At 65.9% G+C, this 17,156-nt stretch carries 13 protein-coding genes; 11 read left to right on the forward strand and 2 right to left on the reverse strand.

All coding sequences use genetic code 11. The features are described 5' to 3' along the window. The first annotated feature begins 41 nt into the window (after positions 1–41). The 6 genes from AC3WUF_RS01520 (at position 42) to AC3WUF_RS01545 (ending at position 5,769) form a co-directional block, all read left to right on the forward strand. Positions 42–1,505: a M20 family peptidase gene (locus AC3WUF_RS01520; RefSeq protein WP_492421716.1), complete on the forward strand. Its 1,464-nt coding sequence runs from the start codon at positions 42–44 to the stop codon at positions 1,503–1,505. A 53-nt stretch (positions 1,506–1,558) separates the two neighbouring features. Beyond that, positions 1,559–1,768, forward strand: a complete 210-nt coding sequence (locus AC3WUF_RS01525; RefSeq protein WP_492423521.1) for a DUF167 domain-containing protein — start codon at positions 1,559–1,561, stop codon at positions 1,766–1,768. Between the two features lie 36 nt (positions 1,769–1,804). Continuing rightward, a complete protein-coding gene (locus AC3WUF_RS01530; protein WP_492421718.1) occupies positions 1,805–3,376 on the forward strand; it encodes a POT-type proton-dependent oligopeptide transporter in 1,572 nt (523 codons plus the stop codon). 120 nt (positions 3,377–3,496) lie between these two features. Then, positions 3,497–3,796, forward strand: a complete 300-nt coding sequence (locus AC3WUF_RS01535; protein WP_492421720.1) for a hypothetical protein — start codon at positions 3,497–3,499, stop codon at positions 3,794–3,796. An 81-nt stretch (positions 3,797–3,877) separates the two neighbouring features. Next, the gene (gene ttcA / locus AC3WUF_RS01540; RefSeq protein WP_492421722.1) at positions 3,878–4,753 is read left to right on the forward strand and encodes a tRNA 2-thiocytidine(32) synthetase TtcA; all 876 of its coding nucleotides are present in this window, start codon (positions 3,878–3,880) and stop codon (positions 4,751–4,753) included. Beyond that, positions 4,750–5,769 (forward strand): TraB/GumN family protein, encoded by a 1,020-nt coding sequence (locus tag AC3WUF_RS01545; protein ID WP_492421724.1) that lies wholly within the window; start codon positions 4,750–4,752, stop codon positions 5,767–5,769. Before ttcA ends, AC3WUF_RS01545 begins: the two co-directional genes overlap by 4 nt. On the opposite strand, the gene AC3WUF_RS01550 is transcribed toward AC3WUF_RS01545, so the two are convergent. Next, positions 5,766–6,530: a glutathione S-transferase family protein gene (locus tag AC3WUF_RS01550; RefSeq protein WP_492421726.1), complete on the reverse strand. Its 765-nt coding sequence runs from the start codon at positions 6,528–6,530 to the stop codon at positions 5,766–5,768. The genes AC3WUF_RS01545 and AC3WUF_RS01550 overlap by 4 nt on opposite strands. A gap of 93 nt (positions 6,531–6,623) precedes the next feature. On the opposite strand from AC3WUF_RS01550, the gene AC3WUF_RS01555 reads away from it, so the two are divergent. Further along, positions 6,624–8,378 carry an autotransporter assembly complex protein TamA gene (locus AC3WUF_RS01555; RefSeq protein WP_492421728.1) on the forward strand — a complete coding sequence of 585 codons (1,755 nt, stop codon included), beginning with the start codon at positions 6,624–6,626 and terminating at the stop codon, positions 8,376–8,378. Further along, the gene (locus AC3WUF_RS01560; protein WP_492421730.1) at positions 8,375–11,761 is read left to right on the forward strand and encodes a translocation/assembly module TamB domain-containing protein; all 3,387 of its coding nucleotides are present in this window, start codon (positions 8,375–8,377) and stop codon (positions 11,759–11,761) included. Before AC3WUF_RS01555 ends, AC3WUF_RS01560 begins: the two co-directional genes overlap by 4 nt. A gap of 98 nt (positions 11,762–11,859) precedes the next feature. Here AC3WUF_RS01560 and AC3WUF_RS01565 read toward each other — a convergent pair whose 3' ends face one another. Continuing rightward, the gene (locus tag AC3WUF_RS01565; protein ID WP_492421732.1) at positions 11,860–12,537 is read right to left on the reverse strand and encodes an alpha/beta hydrolase; all 678 of its coding nucleotides are present in this window, start codon (positions 12,535–12,537) and stop codon (positions 11,860–11,862) included. Between the two features lie 95 nt (positions 12,538–12,632). On the opposite strand from AC3WUF_RS01565, the gene lptM reads away from it, so the two are divergent. The 3 genes from lptM to polA are packed head-to-tail and all read left to right on the forward strand — an operon-like array spanning position 12,633 to position 16,945. Beyond that, positions 12,633–12,872, forward strand: coding sequence for an LPS translocon maturation chaperone LptM (gene lptM, locus AC3WUF_RS01570; protein WP_492421734.1), 240 nt, complete (start codon positions 12,633–12,635; stop codon positions 12,870–12,872). Between the two features lie 9 nt (positions 12,873–12,881). Beyond that, positions 12,882–14,129, forward strand: coding sequence for a diaminopimelate decarboxylase (gene lysA, locus AC3WUF_RS01575; RefSeq protein ID WP_492421736.1), 1,248 nt, complete (start codon positions 12,882–12,884; stop codon positions 14,127–14,129). Further along, the gene (polA, locus tag AC3WUF_RS01580) at positions 14,126–16,945 is read left to right on the forward strand and encodes a DNA polymerase I (protein ID WP_492421738.1); all 2,820 of its coding nucleotides are present in this window, start codon (positions 14,126–14,128) and stop codon (positions 16,943–16,945) included. The genes lysA and polA overlap by 4 nt, the downstream gene beginning before the upstream one ends. The last annotated feature ends 211 nt before the right edge of the window (positions 16,946–17,156 follow it).

Consider the following 17,156-nt stretch of genomic DNA (forward strand, 5'->3'; position numbering starts at 1 on the left):
AAGGGCATTGTCCCGGGTTGCACCCGGGCTACACTCGGGTCATGAAAAAAGTTCTGCTTGTAGCCTGTCTGGCAGTGCTGATGTTGATCGGGGCTGGCGTACTGCGTGCGGCGCGTCTGCAGCCGCGTGCGCCGCTGGCGCCGGCAATAGCGCCGCTGGCGCTCGATGCCGACGCACTCGCCTCCCGCCTTGCCGAGGCACTGCGCATCCCGACCGTGTCGCAGGCTGTCGATGTCGCGATCGACAGCCAGGCCTTTGCCGACTTCCATGCGCTGCTTGCGGCACGTTTTCCGCGCGTCCATGCGCAGCTGCAGATCGAACGCATCGGCGAATGGAGCCTGCTGCTGCGCTGGCCCGGCAGCGATGCCCAGCGCAAGCCGGCGATGCTGCTGGCGCACATGGACGTTGTGCCGGTGGATCCGGCCACTGTGCAGAGCTGGCAGCATCCGGCGTTTGCCGGCGCGGTCGCCGAAGGCTACGTCTGGGGTCGCGGCGCGCTCGACGACAAGTCCAACTTGATGGCGCAGCTCGAAGCGATCGAATGGCTGCTGGCGCAGGGTTACGTGCCGCAGCGCAGCCTGTACTTTGCCTACGGCCACGACGAAGAGATCGGCGGCAACCAGGGTGCGAAGCAGATTGCCGCGGCGTTGGCCGAGCGCGGCGAGCGCATGGCCTATACCCTCGATGAAGGCAGCGCGATCACGCAGGGCATCGTGCCCGGCATCGACAAACCGGTTGCCGCGATCATGTCCGGCGAGAAGGGTTACGCCAGCTTCGAACTGCGGGTGGAGACCGAAGGCGGGCATTCTTCGATGCCTAAGCCCGATGGCGCGATCATCCGCCTGGCGCGCGCGCTGACCAGGATCGACGAACATCCGCTGCCACCGCAGCTGACGCCGCCGGTCGCGGCGATGATCGATCGCATGGCGCCCTATCTGCCGTTCTCGACACGCCTGATCGTCGCCAATCGCGAAGTGCTGGAGCCGGTGCTGCTCGGCGCCCTGGGTCGCGGTTCGATCACCGCGGCACTGACCCGCACGACACAGGCGATGACCCAGCTCGATGCCGGCTTCAAGGACAACGTGCTGCCGACCAGTGCGCGCGCCGTCATGAATTTCCGTCTGCTGCCGGGACAGGGTATTGCGGATCTGGAACGGCATCTGCGCGAAGTCATCGACGACCCGGGCGTCACGCTGACGCTCGATGCCGCGTTCGCCAACGAGGCGCCGCCGCTGTCCGATCCGGCGGCGCCGGAGTTCGCGCTGATCGAGAAAACCGTCAACGAGGTGTTCCCGGACGCGCTGGTGTCCAGCGGCATCGTCATGGCCACGACCGACAACCGCCACTACGCTGCGGTCAGCGACCAGCGCTACGGCTTCGCCCCGTTCGTCTACGGCCCCGAGGATCAGGCGCGCGTGCATGGCATCAATGAGCGTATCCCGGTTGCGGGCTATGCCGACATGGTGCGTTTCTACGTCCGGCTGCTGCAGAACAGCGGCGCGTGAAGCTGAATCTCAAGGTCACACCGAAAGCCGCGCACACCGCAATCGGCGGTTGGATGGGCGAGACGCTCAAGCTGACCGTCACCGCGGCGCCCGAGCGCGGCAAGGCCAACGAGGCGGTCGTCGAGCTGCTGGCGCGGGTGCTGGACCTGCCCAAGTCCGCGATCAGCGTCGTCCACGGCCAGACCAGTACGCATAAGCGGGTGCAGATCGACACGCTGGCCGATGGGGAAATCCTCAGGCGTCTGAATCACCCGAATCCCTAGACTCGCGGCAGCGCAACCACCGAGACCAAGACGGTCATGACCCAGAACAGCCTGTCTACCCGCATGCCGCCGGGTATTCCGTACATCGTCGCCAACGAGTTTGCCGAGCGCTTCTGCTACTACGGCATCAACGCGATCCTGTCGGTGTACATGGTCAACTTCCTGCAGTTCGGCGAAGCGCAGGCAACGACCTGGCAATCGCTGTTCAAGTCCGGCGCCTACGTCTGCCCGCTGATCGGCGCGATCGTCTCCGATGTGTTTCTCGGCAAGTTCAAGACGATCATGATCTTCTCGCTGTCCTACGTGCTGGGCTGCACGCTGCTGGCACTGTCGTCGACGCCGACCGCGATGGCGGTCGGCCTGTTCTTCATCGCGCTCGGCACCGGCGGCATCAAGCCTTGCGTGTCGACCAATGTCGGCGATCAGTTCACCGCGGCCAACCAGCATCTGATCGAACGCGCGTTTTCTTGGTTCTACATCTCGATCAATGCCGGCTCGCTGATCTCAATCACGCTGTGCCCCTGGTTGCTGCCCAAGTACGGGCCGAAGGTTGCCTTTGGCCTGCCGGCGGTGATGATGGCGGTGGCCGTCGTCGTGTTCTGGGCCGGGCGCAATCGCTTCGCGGTCGTGCCGCCGGCCGGCAAGGCCTGGCTGCGCGAGGTCTTCTCGGCCGAGGGGCTGGGCATCATCGCGCGCCTGGCATTGGTCTACCTGTTCGTCGCCTTCTTCTGGTCGCTGTGGGAACAGTCCAACGGCCAGACCTGGGTGCTGCAGGCGACGTCCAACCTGATGGACAAGAACCTCGGCTTCGGTTTCACGATCCTGCCCGCGCAGATCCAGGTCGTGAACGCGCTGTTCATCCTGATCCTGGTGCCGATCTTCAGCTACGGCATCTACCCGCTGGTCGGGCGCTTCACGGCGGTGACGCCGCTGCGCAAGATTTCCAGCGGCATGTTCCTGACCGCGACCTCGTTCGTCGTCGTCGCCTGGATCGAGGCGCGGATCCAGGCGGGCATCGTCACCAGCGTCTGGTGGCAGATCCTCGCCTACTTCCTGCTGACGGCATCCGAGGTACTGGTCTCGATCACCGCGCTGGAGTTCAGCTACAAGCAGGCGCCGCTGAAGATGAAGAGCTTCATCATGGCGCTGTTCCTGTTGTCGGTCAGCGTCGGCAACCTGTTCACCGCAGGGGTCAACGGCTTCATGGTCGAACCGGTGGAAGCGGTGGCGGGACAGACCGGCGAGCGGACCTGGGTCCAGCTGGCCGACGCCGGCCGCTTCGTGCCGGGGCAGAAGATCGACTTCGGCGGCGAAACGGGGGTCACGGTGCTGCGCCCCGACGGCAGCAGCCAGCCGCTGCTGGGCACCTATCTGGTCGGCGAGATCGACACGGCGGCCAACCGCGTCGGCCTGCTCGACGCGACGACCCGCCAGCCGCTGGTCAGCCAGGGCGAGTTCTCGGTTTCCGCTTCGACGGTTTCGACCTATGCGCTGGTCGGCCCGATGTACTTCCTGTTCTTCGCCGCAGTCATGGCGGTGGCGGCGCTGATCTTCATCGTCGTCGCGGTGTTCTACCGGGAAAGAACATTCGTACGCGAAAATGCGTGAAACCGCCGTGCCCGGCCGTCTCGTGTTGAGGTTCAATGAGTGCAGCCCGACGGTCCTCTCTGGCGGCTCTGGTTATGCTTCCGTTAGACCCGCTGGCGGTCGAATTTCAAGGAGTGCAAAGTGAAGCTGATATACCCGATGGTCCTGGCAATTGCCGCGGCGCTGGGAGGCTGTGCAGCGACATCCCCCACGCCGAGCGAGCCGCCGCCGGTCGCCGGCGAGACGCGCTACGAGAACATGGCTGCGGCTACCGCCGCCGCCAAGGACGACGACCTGATTTGCCAGAATGAAACGGCGCTGGGTTCGCGATTCCGCCAGAAGGTCTGCAAGACGCGCGCTCAACGCGAAATGGAGGCCAAGCAGTCCAAGGAAGAGCTCGAACGCGCCAATTCGCGCGGGGCGCCCATCACGAGTCGCTGAGAGTGGCGGCGGGCCATTTCAGCGAGGTGGGCGGACCGTGCGAGAATATGCCGTCCACAACTTCCTTGAATGGCTGCTCCGATGGCGACGCCCGCTGCTGAAATTCCGCTTGCCGACCTGCGCCCGCAGCGCGGCGAACGTGAGCGGCATGACCTGAACAAGCTGTCGAAGCGGCTGCGGCGGCAGGTCGGGCAGGCGATCATGGACTACAACATGATCGTCGAGGGTGACCGGGTCATGGTCTGCCTGTCCGGCGGTAAGGACAGCTACACGATGCTCGACATGCTGCTGCAGCTGCAGCAGCGCGCGCCGGTGAACTTCGAGCTGGTTGCGATCAACCTCGACCAGAAGCAGCCGGACTTTCCCGAGCATGTGCTGCCGACGTATCTGAAGTCGCTCGGCGTCGCGTATCACATCATCGAGCAGGACACCTATTCGGTCGTCAAGCGGGTGATCCCCGAAGGCAAGACGATGTGCTCGCTGTGCTCGCGCCTGCGGCGCGGCGCGCTGTACACGTACGCAAAAGAGAACGGCTTCACCAAGATCGCGCTCGGCCATCACAAGGACGACATCGTCGCGACCTTCTTCCTCAACCTCTTCCACGGCGGCAAGCTCGCGGCGATGCCGCCCAAGCTGCAGTCGGACGACGGCGACAACGTCGTCATCCGTCCGCTCAGCTACTGCCGCGAACGCGACATCTCGGCGTATGCGGTGGCACGTCAGTTTCCTATCATTCCTTGCAATCTTTGCGGTTCGCAGGAGCAGCTGCAGCGCAAGCAGGTGCGTCGGATGATGGACGACTGGGAGCGCGAGCATCCGGCGCGCATCGAGCAGGCGTTCGCGGCGCTGACCAACGTCGCGCCTTCGCAGCTTGCCGATACGCGGCTGTTCGACTTCGCCGGGCTTGGCGGCGATCAGGCCCCCCGCCGCGACTGGCTGATGCCGGAGGCCGAATGATGCGTGGCCTGCCGTTGCTGCTGGTCCTGTGCGTGTTCCCGGCGTTTGCGCAGAAGCCGCCGGTCGCGACGCCGCTGCCGTCATCTGCGCCGACCGCAGTACCCGCGCCCGCAGCTGCGCCGGTACCGATTCCGTTCCTGTGGCAGGTCAGCGGTCCGCAGGCCACGCACTACCTGCTCGGCTCCATTCATCTGCTCCCCGAGACGACGCACCCGCTGCCGGACCCGCTTGAGCGCGCCTATGTCGCCGCCGAGCGGCTCGTGCTTGAAACCGATCCCGATGCGCTGGCTTCGCCGGAGGTCCAGCAGCGCTTCCTGAGCGCGGCGCATCGCGAAGCGGGCAATGCGGCGCAGCAGTTCGGCGACGGCCTGACGCAGAAGCTGAAAGCGCAGGCGCAGCAATCCGGTCTGCCGGCGACGGTCTGCGATGCCTATCGCGCCTGGTTCTGTGCGCTGACGCTGGAAATCATCGCGTTCCAGCGGGCGGGCTTCGAAGCGCAGTACGGCATCGACCAGCATTTCCACGAACGCGGCATCGAAGACGACAAGGGCTTTGCCTTTCTTGAGGCGACCGAGCAGCACCTGAGCCTGTTCACCGGCATGAACCCGGTCGACGGCCGCGCCCTGTTGACGGAAACGCTCGACAGTCTCGGCCCCGGCGCTGCCGATGCGCCCAAAGAGATGCTGGCCGCCTGGAACAGCGACGACATGAGCGGCATCGAGCGGCAGCTGGCGGAGCTGCAGCAGCGTGCGCCGGCGATCTACGCGCGGCTGATGCGCGATCGCAACCAGGCCTGGCTGCCGCAGCTCAGCGGATTCTTCAAGAGCGAAGTGCCGACGCTGGTCATCGTCGGTGCGGCTCATCTGGTCGGCCCGGAAGGCTTGCTGGCGAAGCTGCGTCAGGAAGGCTGGAGCGTGACGCCCGCCGGCGCCGCGGCTTCAACGGCGGACGACGACGAGCCCGTTGCCGGTCCTGCCGGCGCCGCCGGCCTGGCGGGCACTGTCCCCAAGCCCTAGTCCGTCGGCAAAATCACCGAACGCAGGCGCGGGCTTTCCTTGCCGGCAGTGGGCGCCGCGGGTTTGCTGGCCGGAGCGGTCTGTCTAGCGGCTGGCGCTGGTTTTGCGCTGATCGCCGCTGGCGCCGCGGCCGACGTTTCCATCGCCGCGGCTTCGATCCATTGCTGGACCGCCTTGTGGTTGAGCACGGTCTGGACATAGGCGCGCTCGACCTTGCCGAGATTCACCGCGTAAGCCTCGAAACGCAGCGCAACCGGCGCGAACATCGCATCGACGATGCCGAACTCGCCGAACAGCCAGGGGCCGCGCCCGCCATGTTGCTGGCGTGCTTCGCGCCAAATGGCGCAGATGCGTTCGATGTCGGCCTGCGTCTCCGGGTCGATGCGTGTTGCCGACGGATCGCGTGTGGCGTTGAACGGCAGATGGCGCCGCAGCGCCGCGAAACCGCCGTGCATTTCGGTGGCGCAAGCGCGCGCCAGTCCGCGCGGAGCGAGGTCCGCCGGCCAGGCATGCCGCAGCGCGTAGCGTTCCGCCGCGTACTCGCAGATCGCCAGCGATTCCCATACGCGGGTCGTGCCGTCGACCAGCAAGGGCACGCGGCCGCTGGGTGAATGCGCGAGGATGCGCTCGTGCGTGTCCGGTCGATCCAGCTCGATCAGCTGCTCGGCAAACGAGACGTTGTGATGACGCAGCAACAGCCAGGGGCGCAGTGACCAGGACGACAGATTCTTACTGCCGATGTACAACGTGACGGTGCTCATCGGTTAACCTGATTGGGGGGTGGTGCCGCATCAACGATAATAGGACAAAACATGCTTCTCTCCGCCCTTACTGTTTACCCCGAAACCGGCTGAATGTTGCGCCCGCTCGTCGCCCTTCGTCCGGCGTTGGTCTGCCTGGCCCTGTTTGCCGCTCCGGCGTGGAGCGGAGTGGCGGTGACCGTGGACGGACTGAGCAACGAGCTGAAGGACAATGTCCTGTTGCGCATCGGCATCCAGGATCAGGCTGAGCGCGCCGACCTGGATCAGAGCCTCGTCGACGGCCTGCATAAAGATGCGCCGGACGACATCCGCGGCGCCTTGCAGCCCTTCGGCTACTACAACCCGAAGATCGAGGGAGAGCTCAGCGGCGAGTCGCCGAACTGGCGCGCGCACTACCGGGTCGATGCCGGCCCGCAGACCTTGATCGACAGCGTGAATCTGCAGATCGAAGGCGACGGCGCCGCCGGCCTCGAGGACGATCGCGAGCGCGTGCTGCGGCGCCTGCGCAAAGGCGAGCCGCTGTTGCACAGCCGTTACGAGACGGCCAAATCGCGGTTGTCGAACGCCGCTTACGCCGCCGGCTATCTCGATGCCCGTTATTCGCGCGCCGAGCTGCGCATCCTCGCCGACCAGAACCTGGCGCAGATCACGCTGATCTTCGAAACCGGCAAGCGCTACGAATTCGGCGCGGTCAGTTTCGAGCAGGACGCCATCAACGAAGACGTGTTACGCCGCTACGTGATGATCCAGCCAGGTGCGGTTTACGACCCGCAGGTCGTACTGGACACTCAGTTCGCGCTCAGCGATCTGGGTTACTTCTCCAGCCTGGAAATCCTGCCGCAGCGCGAGCAGACCGAAAATCAGCAGATACCGATCGTGATCCGCGCCACCACGCTGCCGCGCAACGTCTACAACACCGGCCTGGGCTACGGCACCGATACCGGGGCGCGGATCAGCGCCGGCGTGCAGGTGCGGCGCGCCAACCGCGAAGGACACACCGCGAAGATCGAAACGCGGGTATCCGAGGTCAAGCAGACGGCGGGCGCGTCCTACACGGTGCCGCTGGGTCGCCGCATCGGCGAAAGCGTCGGCCTGGCGGCCGAATACTCCGACGAAAAGGTCGCTGACGACGACGGTGCCACCGAGAAGTGGAGCATCGAAGCCAGCCTGTCGCGCCTGCCTGGCAAATGGCAGCGGCGCCTGTATCTGGGTTTTACCCACGAAGAATCGGTACTCGGCGAAAACAGCCTGATCAGCAACCTGCTGACACCCGGTGTGTCGTTCAACCGCACCGAGCTCGACGATCCGATCTACGCGCGCCAGGGCTGGGCGCTGTACCAGGACGTGCATGGCGCAGTCCGCGAGGTTCTTTCGAATGCGAGCTTCATCCGTTCGCAGACGGTGCTGCGCGGCGTGACATCGTTCGGACGGCAGACCCGCCTGCTCGCACGCCTCGAGTACGGCGCCAGCATCGTCGAGGATTTCGCCGAACTGCCGGCATCGCAGCGCTTCTTCGCCGGCGGCGACCAGTCGGTGCGCGGCTACAGCTACCAGGAACTGGGTCCGCGCGACGCCGACAACAAGGTCATCGGCGGCAAGTATCTGGCGACCGGCAGCTTCGAACTGGAACGACGGATTTGGGGCGAATGGGGAGCCGCGGTTTTTATCGACAGCGGCGGTGCCGACGATACGAAGCTGCCGCGGCTGTTCACCGGCGTCGGCGCCGGTGTGCGTTATCGCGCGCCGGTCGGTTCGGTGCAGGTGGATCTGGCGCATCCCCTGGATGATCCAAGCGGTGGCTCCGGCTCCGGCGTGAAGCTGCATATCGGCGTGAGGGTCGGCTTGTGAGCGTGCGCCTGCGTGGCGTGCTGCGCGTGCTGGGGCGCTTGCTCGCCGAAACGCTTGCGCTGCTGTTCGCCGGCCTGGTGTTCGGCGTGCTGTTCCTGTTGTTCACCGAGTCCGGTGCCCAGCTGGCGCTGCGCCAGATCGAGGATCGCACCGGCCTGATTCGCAGCAGCGGCATCTCCGGCGCCTTGTGGGGTCCGCTCAGCGCCGAGCAACTGCGCTACGAAGACGGCTTCGTCGCGGTCGATCTGCAGCAGGTCACGCTGGACTGGTCGCTGTTGCAGCTGCTGGGCGGACGGCTGGGGGTTTCGCAGCTGCACGCCAGCGCGGTCGGCGTCACGCTCAAGCCGCAGGAAGACAAGCCGGAGGAACCGTCGGGCCCGGCGCTGACGTCCCTGCCGATCGGCATCGTGGTTCGCGAGTTGCGCGTCGGCAGCCTCGACATCGGCGGCGCCGGCGCGCCGCTGCACTTCGAGCGCCTGGCGCTCGATGCCAGCTGGATTGCCGACGTCGTCGACATCGAAACCCTCAGCGGTCTGACGCCCTGGGTCGATGCCGTCGCGCTCAAGGGCAAGGTCCAGCTGCAGCCGGACGGCGTACGCCTGGACAAGATCGCGCTCGATGGCTTCATGACTGCCGAACTGGACGGACGTTACGCATACGCCACCGATTCCGATCTGAAGCTGCAATGGACCGCCCTGCGCTGGCCGCCCGCGGCGGAGAGCCCGGCGCTGGTCGAAAGTCCGCGCGGCGCGCTGAGCTGGGCCGGCCATCCCGATGCCTGGCGCTACGAGGCGGCATCGCAAGTCGCTTTCGACGGCAAGACCTACGACCTGATGCTCAAGGGCGCGGGCAGTCTGGACGGCATGCAGGCCGAGCAGGCGAGCATCGAGACCGGACATGGCCGGGTCGAACTGCAGGCGCAGCTCGCCTGGCAGGACGAGTTCACGGCCGCCGTCCAGGCCCGGCTCGAGGGCGTCGAACCGCAGTTCTGGGTTGCGCAGGTCAAAGGCGAACTCAACGGCAAGCTCGATGCGCGGCTGCAGATGGACGATGGCGAGCCAAACCTGCAGGCGCGCCTGAACCTCGACCAGTCGACGTTGCAGGGTTATCCGGCGACGCTGAGCGCCGATGCGAGCTATGTCGGTGAGCAGCTCAGCCTCGCTGCAATGGATCTGCGTACCGGCAGCACCCGGCTGCAGGCCAGTGGCAGGGCCTGGCCGCAGATCGCGCTCGATCTGAATCTCGACAGCCGCGACCTGCGCACGTTGTTGCCGGAGCTGACCGGCAATGCCAAGGCGCGCGTGAACCTCGAGGGCCGCTGGCCGCAGCTGCGCGCGCGCGGCAATCTGCAGGCCGGCGACATCAAATACGAAACCTACACGGCGAAGACGGTCGCCGCGGATTTCGATATCGCCAGCGAAGGCGAATCGCGCGCCGACATCCTGCTGGGCCCGATGAATGTCGGCCAGATCATCGACAGCGCGCAGCTGCGTCTGCGCGGCATGGCGAAAGCCCACGAGCTCAGCGTCACCGCCTCGGCGCCGCAGGGCGGCGTCGCCATGGCGCTCAACGGCAGCGCCGATATCGACAACCAGAGCTGGGTTGGCGAACTCAGTGCGCTGCGGATCTCGCCGCGCAACCTACCGGCCTGGGCGCTGGAAGAAGCGGCCAAGCTGGAGCTCGGCGAGCAGAAGATCGAACTCGCTCCGGTCTGCATGGCTTCGGACCTGGCGCGCTTCTGCGCAGGCCTGCGGCCGGTCCCCGGCGCACGTCGCATCGCGATGCGCCTGGAGCAGTTCAAGCTGACCGGCCTGCAGCCCTGGCTGCCGGCGGGCACGGGCCTGAGCGGCGTGATCGACGGCAGCGGTTACGTTGATCTGGGCGATGCCGGTCTCAAGGATCTGCGTCTCGATCTGAACACGACGGCGATCCAGTTGAGCCGCAGCGGCGTGACGCCGTTCAAGCTGTTGCCGGGGTACGTCAAGGTCGAAGCCGAAGGCAAGGAACTGCGCGCGGTGGCGTCGCTGCCGTTCGATGTGGATGGCCGTGCCGCGGGCGGCCTGGCGCTGGATGCGAGGCTTGGAGCGGGCGCAGATCTGATGCAGCGCAGCCTCAGCGGGCAGTGGCGTGTCGACATGCCCGATCTGTCCTGGCTCGAACTGCTGAATCGCGAGATGCAGAAGGTCAAAGGCCAGCTGACCGGCCAGCTCGAACTCGGCGGCACGCTGGCGCAGCCCGACCTCAGCGGCAAGGTCACGCTCAGCGACGGCGGCATGAACCTGCGTGCGCCCGGCATCACCGTTGAACGCATGTCCGCGTCGCTGGAAGGCCGCGCCGGCGCGATACTGACGCTGAAGGCCGAGGCCTGGTCGGACGATGGTTTCATGCGCCTGCAGGGAACGATCGACACCGAAGGCGGCGCCAATGCGGTAGAGCTCAATCTGTTCGGCGAGCGTTTCCAGGCAATCCGCATTCCGGAGGCCTCGGTATGGATTTCGCCGAACCTCAAGGTCAGCTTTGCCGACAAGGCGCTGCGCGTCGGCGGCAGCCTCGAAGTCCCGCGTGCCGACCTCACGCCCAAGTCGATCGATCAGGGCGTCGGCGTCAGCGCGGATCAGGTCGTCGTTCGACAGGAGGTCGAACCCGAGGAAGCCGGCCCGGCGATCTACGCCGACATCCGGGTGCTGCTGATCGGCGATCCGGGGATGCGCATCGAGGGTCTCGGCCTGAAATCGAAACTGTCCGGCGAGATCCGCATCCTCGAAGAGCCCGGCGTCGTTACCCGCGCGCGTGGCGAGCTGCAGCTCAAGGACGGCCGCTATAAGGCCTACGGGCAGGATCTGACGATCACCACCGGGCGCCTGCTGTTCAACGGTGGGCCGGTGGCGCAACCGGCCGTCGAGCTGCGTGCGACGCGGCAGCCGCGCGAAGACATCACCGTCGGCGTGTTCGTGCGCGGCACGCTCGACAAGCCGAACTTCAGTCTGTTCTCCACGCCGACGATGCCGCAGGAACGCCAGCTGTCCTGGCTCGTGCTCGGCCGCCCGCTCGATCAGACCACCGGCAGCGCGGAACGCGGGCAGGTTGCCGATGCGGCCGTGTCGCTCGGCCTCGCCGGCGGCGAATGGCTGGCGCAGCGCTACGGCGGCAAGATCGGCATCGACGAAATCGGCATCGGCGCGAGGCCCGGCGAAAGCACCGATCTGGCGCAGCTGACGATCGGCAAATACCTGTCGCCGAAACTGTTCATCAGCTATGGCGTGCGCCTGTTCCAGCCCGGGCAGAGCTTCCGCATGCAGTACGACCTCGGCGCCGGCTTCAAGCTGGCGAGCGAAGCCGGCGTGGAATCGGGCGGCGACCTGCTCTACACGATCGAGAAGTAGGCCTGAAGCCAGAGTCGTAGCCCGGATGAAATCCGGATCTGCGCTCGCTGTGGGTCAAAAGCCGCGGATTGCATCCGGGCTACGGTCGGAAAAATAACTCAGAGCCCAAGCCGTTCGATCAGCCAGCGGCGAATGTCGGCAATCTGTTCGGCGCAGACCTGGTGCTGCATCGGATAGCTGCGCCAGTCGACCGTGTAGCCGCGCTCGCGCAGGACGGCCGCCGCATCCTCGCCCCAGGCGTAGGACACGACCGGGTCGTGCGTGCCGTGCGCCATCAGGATGGGGATTTTGCGATTGGCGCTGCTGAGTTCGCTATCCAGCGTCGCCTGCAGCGGCAGATAGGTCGACAACGCCAACAGGCCGCCGAGCGGTTCCGGTTCGCGCAATGCACAGTGCAGCGCAATCGCGCCGCCCTGCGAGAAGCCGGCGACGATGATGCGCCGGCTGGGAATGCCGGCGGCGATCTGCTCGGCGATGATTTCGCTGATGTCCGCCACCGAATCGCGGATGCCGGGCTCGTCGTCGCGGCTTTCCTTGGTCAGGCCGGTGATGTCGTACCAGGCACGCATTTCGAGGCCGCCGTTGAGCGTGACCGGCCGCTCCGCGGCATGCGGAAAGATGAAGCGGATCGCCGCGCTGGCCGGCAACCGCAGCTCTTCGACAACCGGAACGAAATCAAAGCCGTCGGCACCCAGGCCGTGCAGCCAGATGACGCAGGCGGTGGCCGGGATCTCGGGTTCGAGGACAACTTCGGTTTCGGATTCTTGGACTTTCATGAGCGGCATTGTCGATGCCTTGTATGGCAACGGCAATGCGGGCCGGTCCGTCGCTGGCCGGTATACTGCCGACCCGACTTTCTGCGTGCCCGCCCATGCGCCGATTTTCCAAGCCCGCGTCACGACCGAGCCTGCGCGTGTTGCTGGCCGCCGCGCTGTTGCTGAGCGCTTGCGGTCAGGCCGGTCCGCTGTATCTGCCCGATTCGAGCCCGACGCCGGGACCGACCGCGGCGCCAACGGCAGCACCGACGCCGGGCGCTGAACCCGCTGCCGAGCCGGGCAGCGCCCCGACCACACCCGCCGCGACTGCGGCACCCCAGACACCGCAAGGATAAAGATTCGCCGTGGAAGCCTTTGAGTATCGCGCCGGCCGCCTGCATGCCGAAGCTGTGGCCGTCGCCGAGATTGCCGAACGCCACGGCACGCCTTGCTATATCTATTCGAAGGCGGCGCTTGAGCAGCGCTATCGCGCCTTCGACGAAGCACTGGCGGATACCGATCACTACGTCTGCTACGCGGTCAAGGCGAACTCCAATCTCGCGGTGCTGCAGGTGCTGGCGCGCCTCGGCGCCGGCTTCGATATCGTCTCCGCCGGCGAGATGTTCCGCGTGCTGCGCGCCGGCGGCGATGCGTCGCGCATCGTGTTCTCCGGCATCGGCAAGACCGCCGGCGAAATGCGTGCCGCGCTGGACGCCGGCATCTATTGCTTCAACGTCGAATCGGCCTACGAGCTGACGCAGCTCGATGCCGTTGCGCGCGAGATGGGCAAGATCGCGTCGATCGCACTGCGGGTGAATCCGGATGTCGATGCGCAGACGCATCCGTACATCTCCACCGGCCTCAAGCAGAACAAGTTCGGCGTCGACATCGCGACGGCGGAAAATCTCTACGCCGAGGCGGCGCAGCTCAAGGGCATCCGGATCATCGGCGTCGCGAGCCACATCGGTTCGCAGCTGCTGCAGATCTCACCGTTCCTCGACGCGCTCGATCGCGTGCTCGGGCTGATCGATCGTCTCGCCGCGCGCGGCATCAAGCTGCGCCATATCGATGTCGGCGGCGGCCTGGGCGTGCGCTACAAGGATGAAACGCCGTTGGAGCCGAAGGACTGGGCGGCGGCGATCAAGCCGAAGATCGCCGGCCGCGGCCTGCGCATCCTGACCGAGCCGGGCCGTGCAATCGCCGGCAATTCGGGGCTGCTCGTCACGCGCGTGCTCGGCCTCAAGCCGGGCGAGGAAAAGTCCTTCGCGATCGTCGATGCGGCGATGAACGACCTGCTGCGGCCGACGCTGTATCAGGCCTGGATGAACATCGTGCCGGTCGATACCAACGGCAGCGCGCCGACGAAGATGTACGACGTCGTCGGCCCGGTCTGCGAATCCGGCGACTGGATCGGCCGCGATCGCGAGCTGGCGGTGGCGGCCGGCGATCTGCTCGCCGTGCGCACGGCGGGCGCCTACGGCTTCACGATGGCGTCGAACTACAACACAAGAACCCGCGCGGCCGAGATCATGGTCGATGGCGCGCAGGTGCATGTCGTGCGCGAGCGTGAGACGCTGGAAGATCTGATCCGCGGCGAGAAGTTGCTGCCATGAGCAACGTGACGGCGCCGACGGCCAAGCCGCTGATCCTGATTGACGGCTCGAACTGGCTGTTCCGCGCCTATCACGCACTGCCGCCGCTGAACAATCTGCGCGGCGAGCCGACCGGCGCGGTGTTCGGCATGGCCAACATGCTGCGCAAGCTGATGAAGGACTTCACACCGGAGCGCATCTGCGTCGTCTTCGATCCGAGCGGCAAGACCTTCCGCGACGAGATCTTCGCCGAGTACAAGGCCAATCGCAGCGAGACGCCGGAAGACCTGTCGGCCCAGTATCCGGCGATTCTCGAACTGATCGACGCCATGGGCCTGCCGCTGGTCACCGTCGATGGCTTCGAAGCGGACGACGTGATCGGTACCTACGCACGCACCGCCGCCGCGCGCGGCGAGCTGGTGCTGGTCGTCACCGGCGACAAGGACATGGCGCAGCTGGTCGACGAGCGCGTGCACCTGCTCGACACGATGAAGAACCGGCGCATGGATCCGGCCGGCGTCGTCGAGAAGTTCGGTGTCAGGCCGGACCAGATCATCGACTACCTCGCGCTGATGGGCGATACGGTCGACAACGTGCCCGGCGTTCCGAGCGTCGGCCCGAAGACCGCGGCGAAGTGGCTGGCCGAGTACGGCTCGCTCGACGCGATCATTGCGCAGGCTGACAGCATCAAGGGCAAGGTCGGCGAGAAGTTGCGCGATCATCTGCATCTGCTGCCGATGGCACGCCAGCTGACGACGATCTGCTGCGAAGCGCCGTTGCCGCTGACGCTGGACGAGCTGCAGCCGCGCGCGCCGGATTTCACCCGCCTGGCCGCGCTGTATCGCCGGCATGATTTCCATCGGCTGCTTGAAGAAGCCGAACGCGGCGGTGCGCCAAGCGCAGCGACCGTTCCGCCGGCACCGGCGCCCGACATGGTCGTGCCTGCGGCGGAGCTCGCCGTCGAGACGCCTGCCGAACCGGAAGTGCCGGCATCGGCGCCGACCCAGGCCATCGCGGTCATGGACGAAGCCGCGCTGGCGCAGATGATCGTCGCGCTGGAGAGCGCGAAGCTGCTGTGCTTCGACACCGAAACCGACAGCGTCGATTCCAACAGCGCGGCGCTGGTCGGCCTCGCGTTCGCAGTCGAAGCGGGCGCCGGCTGGTACGTGCCTGTCGGCCATCGCTACCTCGGCGCGCCGGCGCAGCTCGATCGCGCAATGGTGCTCGCGCGCCTCAAGCCGATTCTCGAGAATCCCGCGATCCCCAAACTCGGCCAGCACGTGAAGTTCGACGCCAACGTGCTCGCCAATCACGGCATCCAGGTGCGCGGCATCGTGCACGACACGATGCTGCAGAGCTACGTGCTCGACGCGACCGGCAACCGGCATGACATGGACACGCTGGCGCAGAAGTTTCTCGGCCACGCGACGATCAAGTTCGAGGATGTCGCCGGCAAGGGCCGCAATCAGCTGACCTTCGATCAGGTCGCGATCGATGCCGCGGTGAAATACTCGGCCGAAGATGCCGACATCACCCTGCGTCTGCACGAAGCGATCTATCCGCGCCTGCAGCAGATCGCATCGCTAGACGCGGTGTACCAGGACATCGAGATGCCGCTGGTGCCGGTGCTGGCGAGCATCGAGCAGACCGGCGTCGGTGTCGATGTCGCGCTGTTGCGCAAGATCAGTGCCGAACTGCTGCAACGCATGGACGATCTGCAGCTGCAGGCCTACGAGCAGGCTGGCGGAGAATTCAATCTCGGTTCGCCCAAGCAGCTCGGCGCCATCCTCTACGAAAAACTGCAGCTGCCGGTGCTCGGCAAGACGCCGAAGGGCGAACCTTCGACCGCCGAAGACGTGCTTGAGGAGCTCGCCGCCCAGCACCCGCTGCCGCGCCTGATTCTCGACTGGCGCGCGATGCAGAAGCTGCGCTCGACCTACACCGAACTGTTGCCGCAGGCGGTCAATGCGCGCACCGGACGGATTCACACGTCGTATCACCAGGCCGTGGCGGCGACCGGGCGGCTGTCGTCGTCCGATCCGAACCTGCAGAACATCCCGGTGCGTTCCGCTGAAGGCCGGCGCATCCGCCAGGCTTTCGTGCCGGCGCCCGGAAAGTTGCTGCTGGCGATCGACTATTCGCAGATCGAGCTGCGCCTGATGGCGCACTTCTCGGGCGACGCAAAGCTGCAGGATGCTTTCCGCCAGGGTCTGGACATTCACCAGGCCACCGCGGCCGAGGTCTTTGGCCTGCCGCTCAATGAAGTGCCGGCCGAACAGCGCCGCGCCGCAAAGGCGATCAACTTCGGCCTGATCTATGGCATTTCGAGTTTCGGTCTCGCCCGTCAGCTCGGCATCGGTCGCGGCGAAGCGCAGGGCTATATCGACCTGTTCTTTGGCCGTTATCCCGGTGTCCGCGAGTTCATGGAAAAGACCAAGGCCGCGGCCCGCGAGCAAGGCTTTGTCGAAACCCTGTTCGGTCGCCGCCTGTATCTGCGGGACATCAACGCGCGCAACCAGGCCCAGCGCCAATATGCCGAGCGCACCGCGATCAACGCGCCCTTGCAGGGCACGGCCGCCGATCTGATCAAGCTCGCGATGATCGACGTTCATGCCTATTTGGCGCAGAACGCGGCCGATGTCAGCATGATCATGCAGGTTCACGACGAGCTGGTCTTTGAGGGACCGGCGGCGCGCATCCGTGAACTGGCGCCGCAGATTGCCGGCCGTATGTGCCGGATCAAGGCGCTGGACGTGCCGCTGGTTGCCGACTGGGGCCTCGCCGACAACTGGGATGCCGCCCATAACGCCAGCGGCCATGCAAGTAGCGCAGGCTAAAGGAAATTTAGTTTTTCGCCGAGGAAATCGCAGGGCCTTGCCGCGACAACGCGGATTTTTAAATATCTGATTTCATTGAGTCGCGGCGCATGGCCCGGCCATGAAATCCGCCGGCTCTGATCGGCACTGCGAATGGGGTTGAACTTTTTTCGCGGCAACCCCATCTAAGTTTACAGAGCGGCGACACTCCCTAGTCTCGCTCTCCGCCTCA

It is taken from the genome of Fontimonas sp. FW305-C-3 (assembly GCF_058783185.1).

Coding starts and splice junctions, on each gene's coding strand:
- AC3WUF_RS01520 (WP_492421716.1), top strand. CDS start 42: ATGAAAAAAGTTCTGCTTGTAGCCTGTCTGGCAGTGCTGATGTTGATC.
- AC3WUF_RS01525 (WP_492423521.1), top strand. CDS start 1,559: ATGGGCGAGACGCTCAAGCTGACCGTCACCGCGGCGCCCGAGCGCGGC.
- AC3WUF_RS01530 (WP_492421718.1), top strand. CDS start 1,805: ATGACCCAGAACAGCCTGTCTACCCGCATGCCGCCGGGTATTCCGTAC.
- ttcA (WP_492421722.1), top strand. CDS start 3,878: ATGGCGACGCCCGCTGCTGAAATTCCGCTTGCCGACCTGCGCCCGCAG.
- AC3WUF_RS01545 (WP_492421724.1), top strand. CDS start 4,750: ATGATGCGTGGCCTGCCGTTGCTGCTGGTCCTGTGCGTGTTCCCGGCG.
- AC3WUF_RS01550 (WP_492421726.1), bottom strand. CDS start 6,530: ATGAGCACCGTCACGTTGTACATCGGCAGTAAGAATCTGTCGTCCTGG.
- AC3WUF_RS01555 (WP_492421728.1), top strand. CDS start 6,624: ATGTTGCGCCCGCTCGTCGCCCTTCGTCCGGCGTTGGTCTGCCTGGCC.
- AC3WUF_RS01565 (WP_492421732.1), bottom strand. CDS start 12,537: ATGAAAGTCCAAGAATCCGAAACCGAAGTTGTCCTCGAACCCGAGATC.
- lptM (WP_492421734.1), top strand. CDS start 12,633: ATGCGCCGATTTTCCAAGCCCGCGTCACGACCGAGCCTGCGCGTGTTG.
- polA (WP_492421738.1), top strand. CDS start 14,126: ATGAGCAACGTGACGGCGCCGACGGCCAAGCCGCTGATCCTGATTGAC.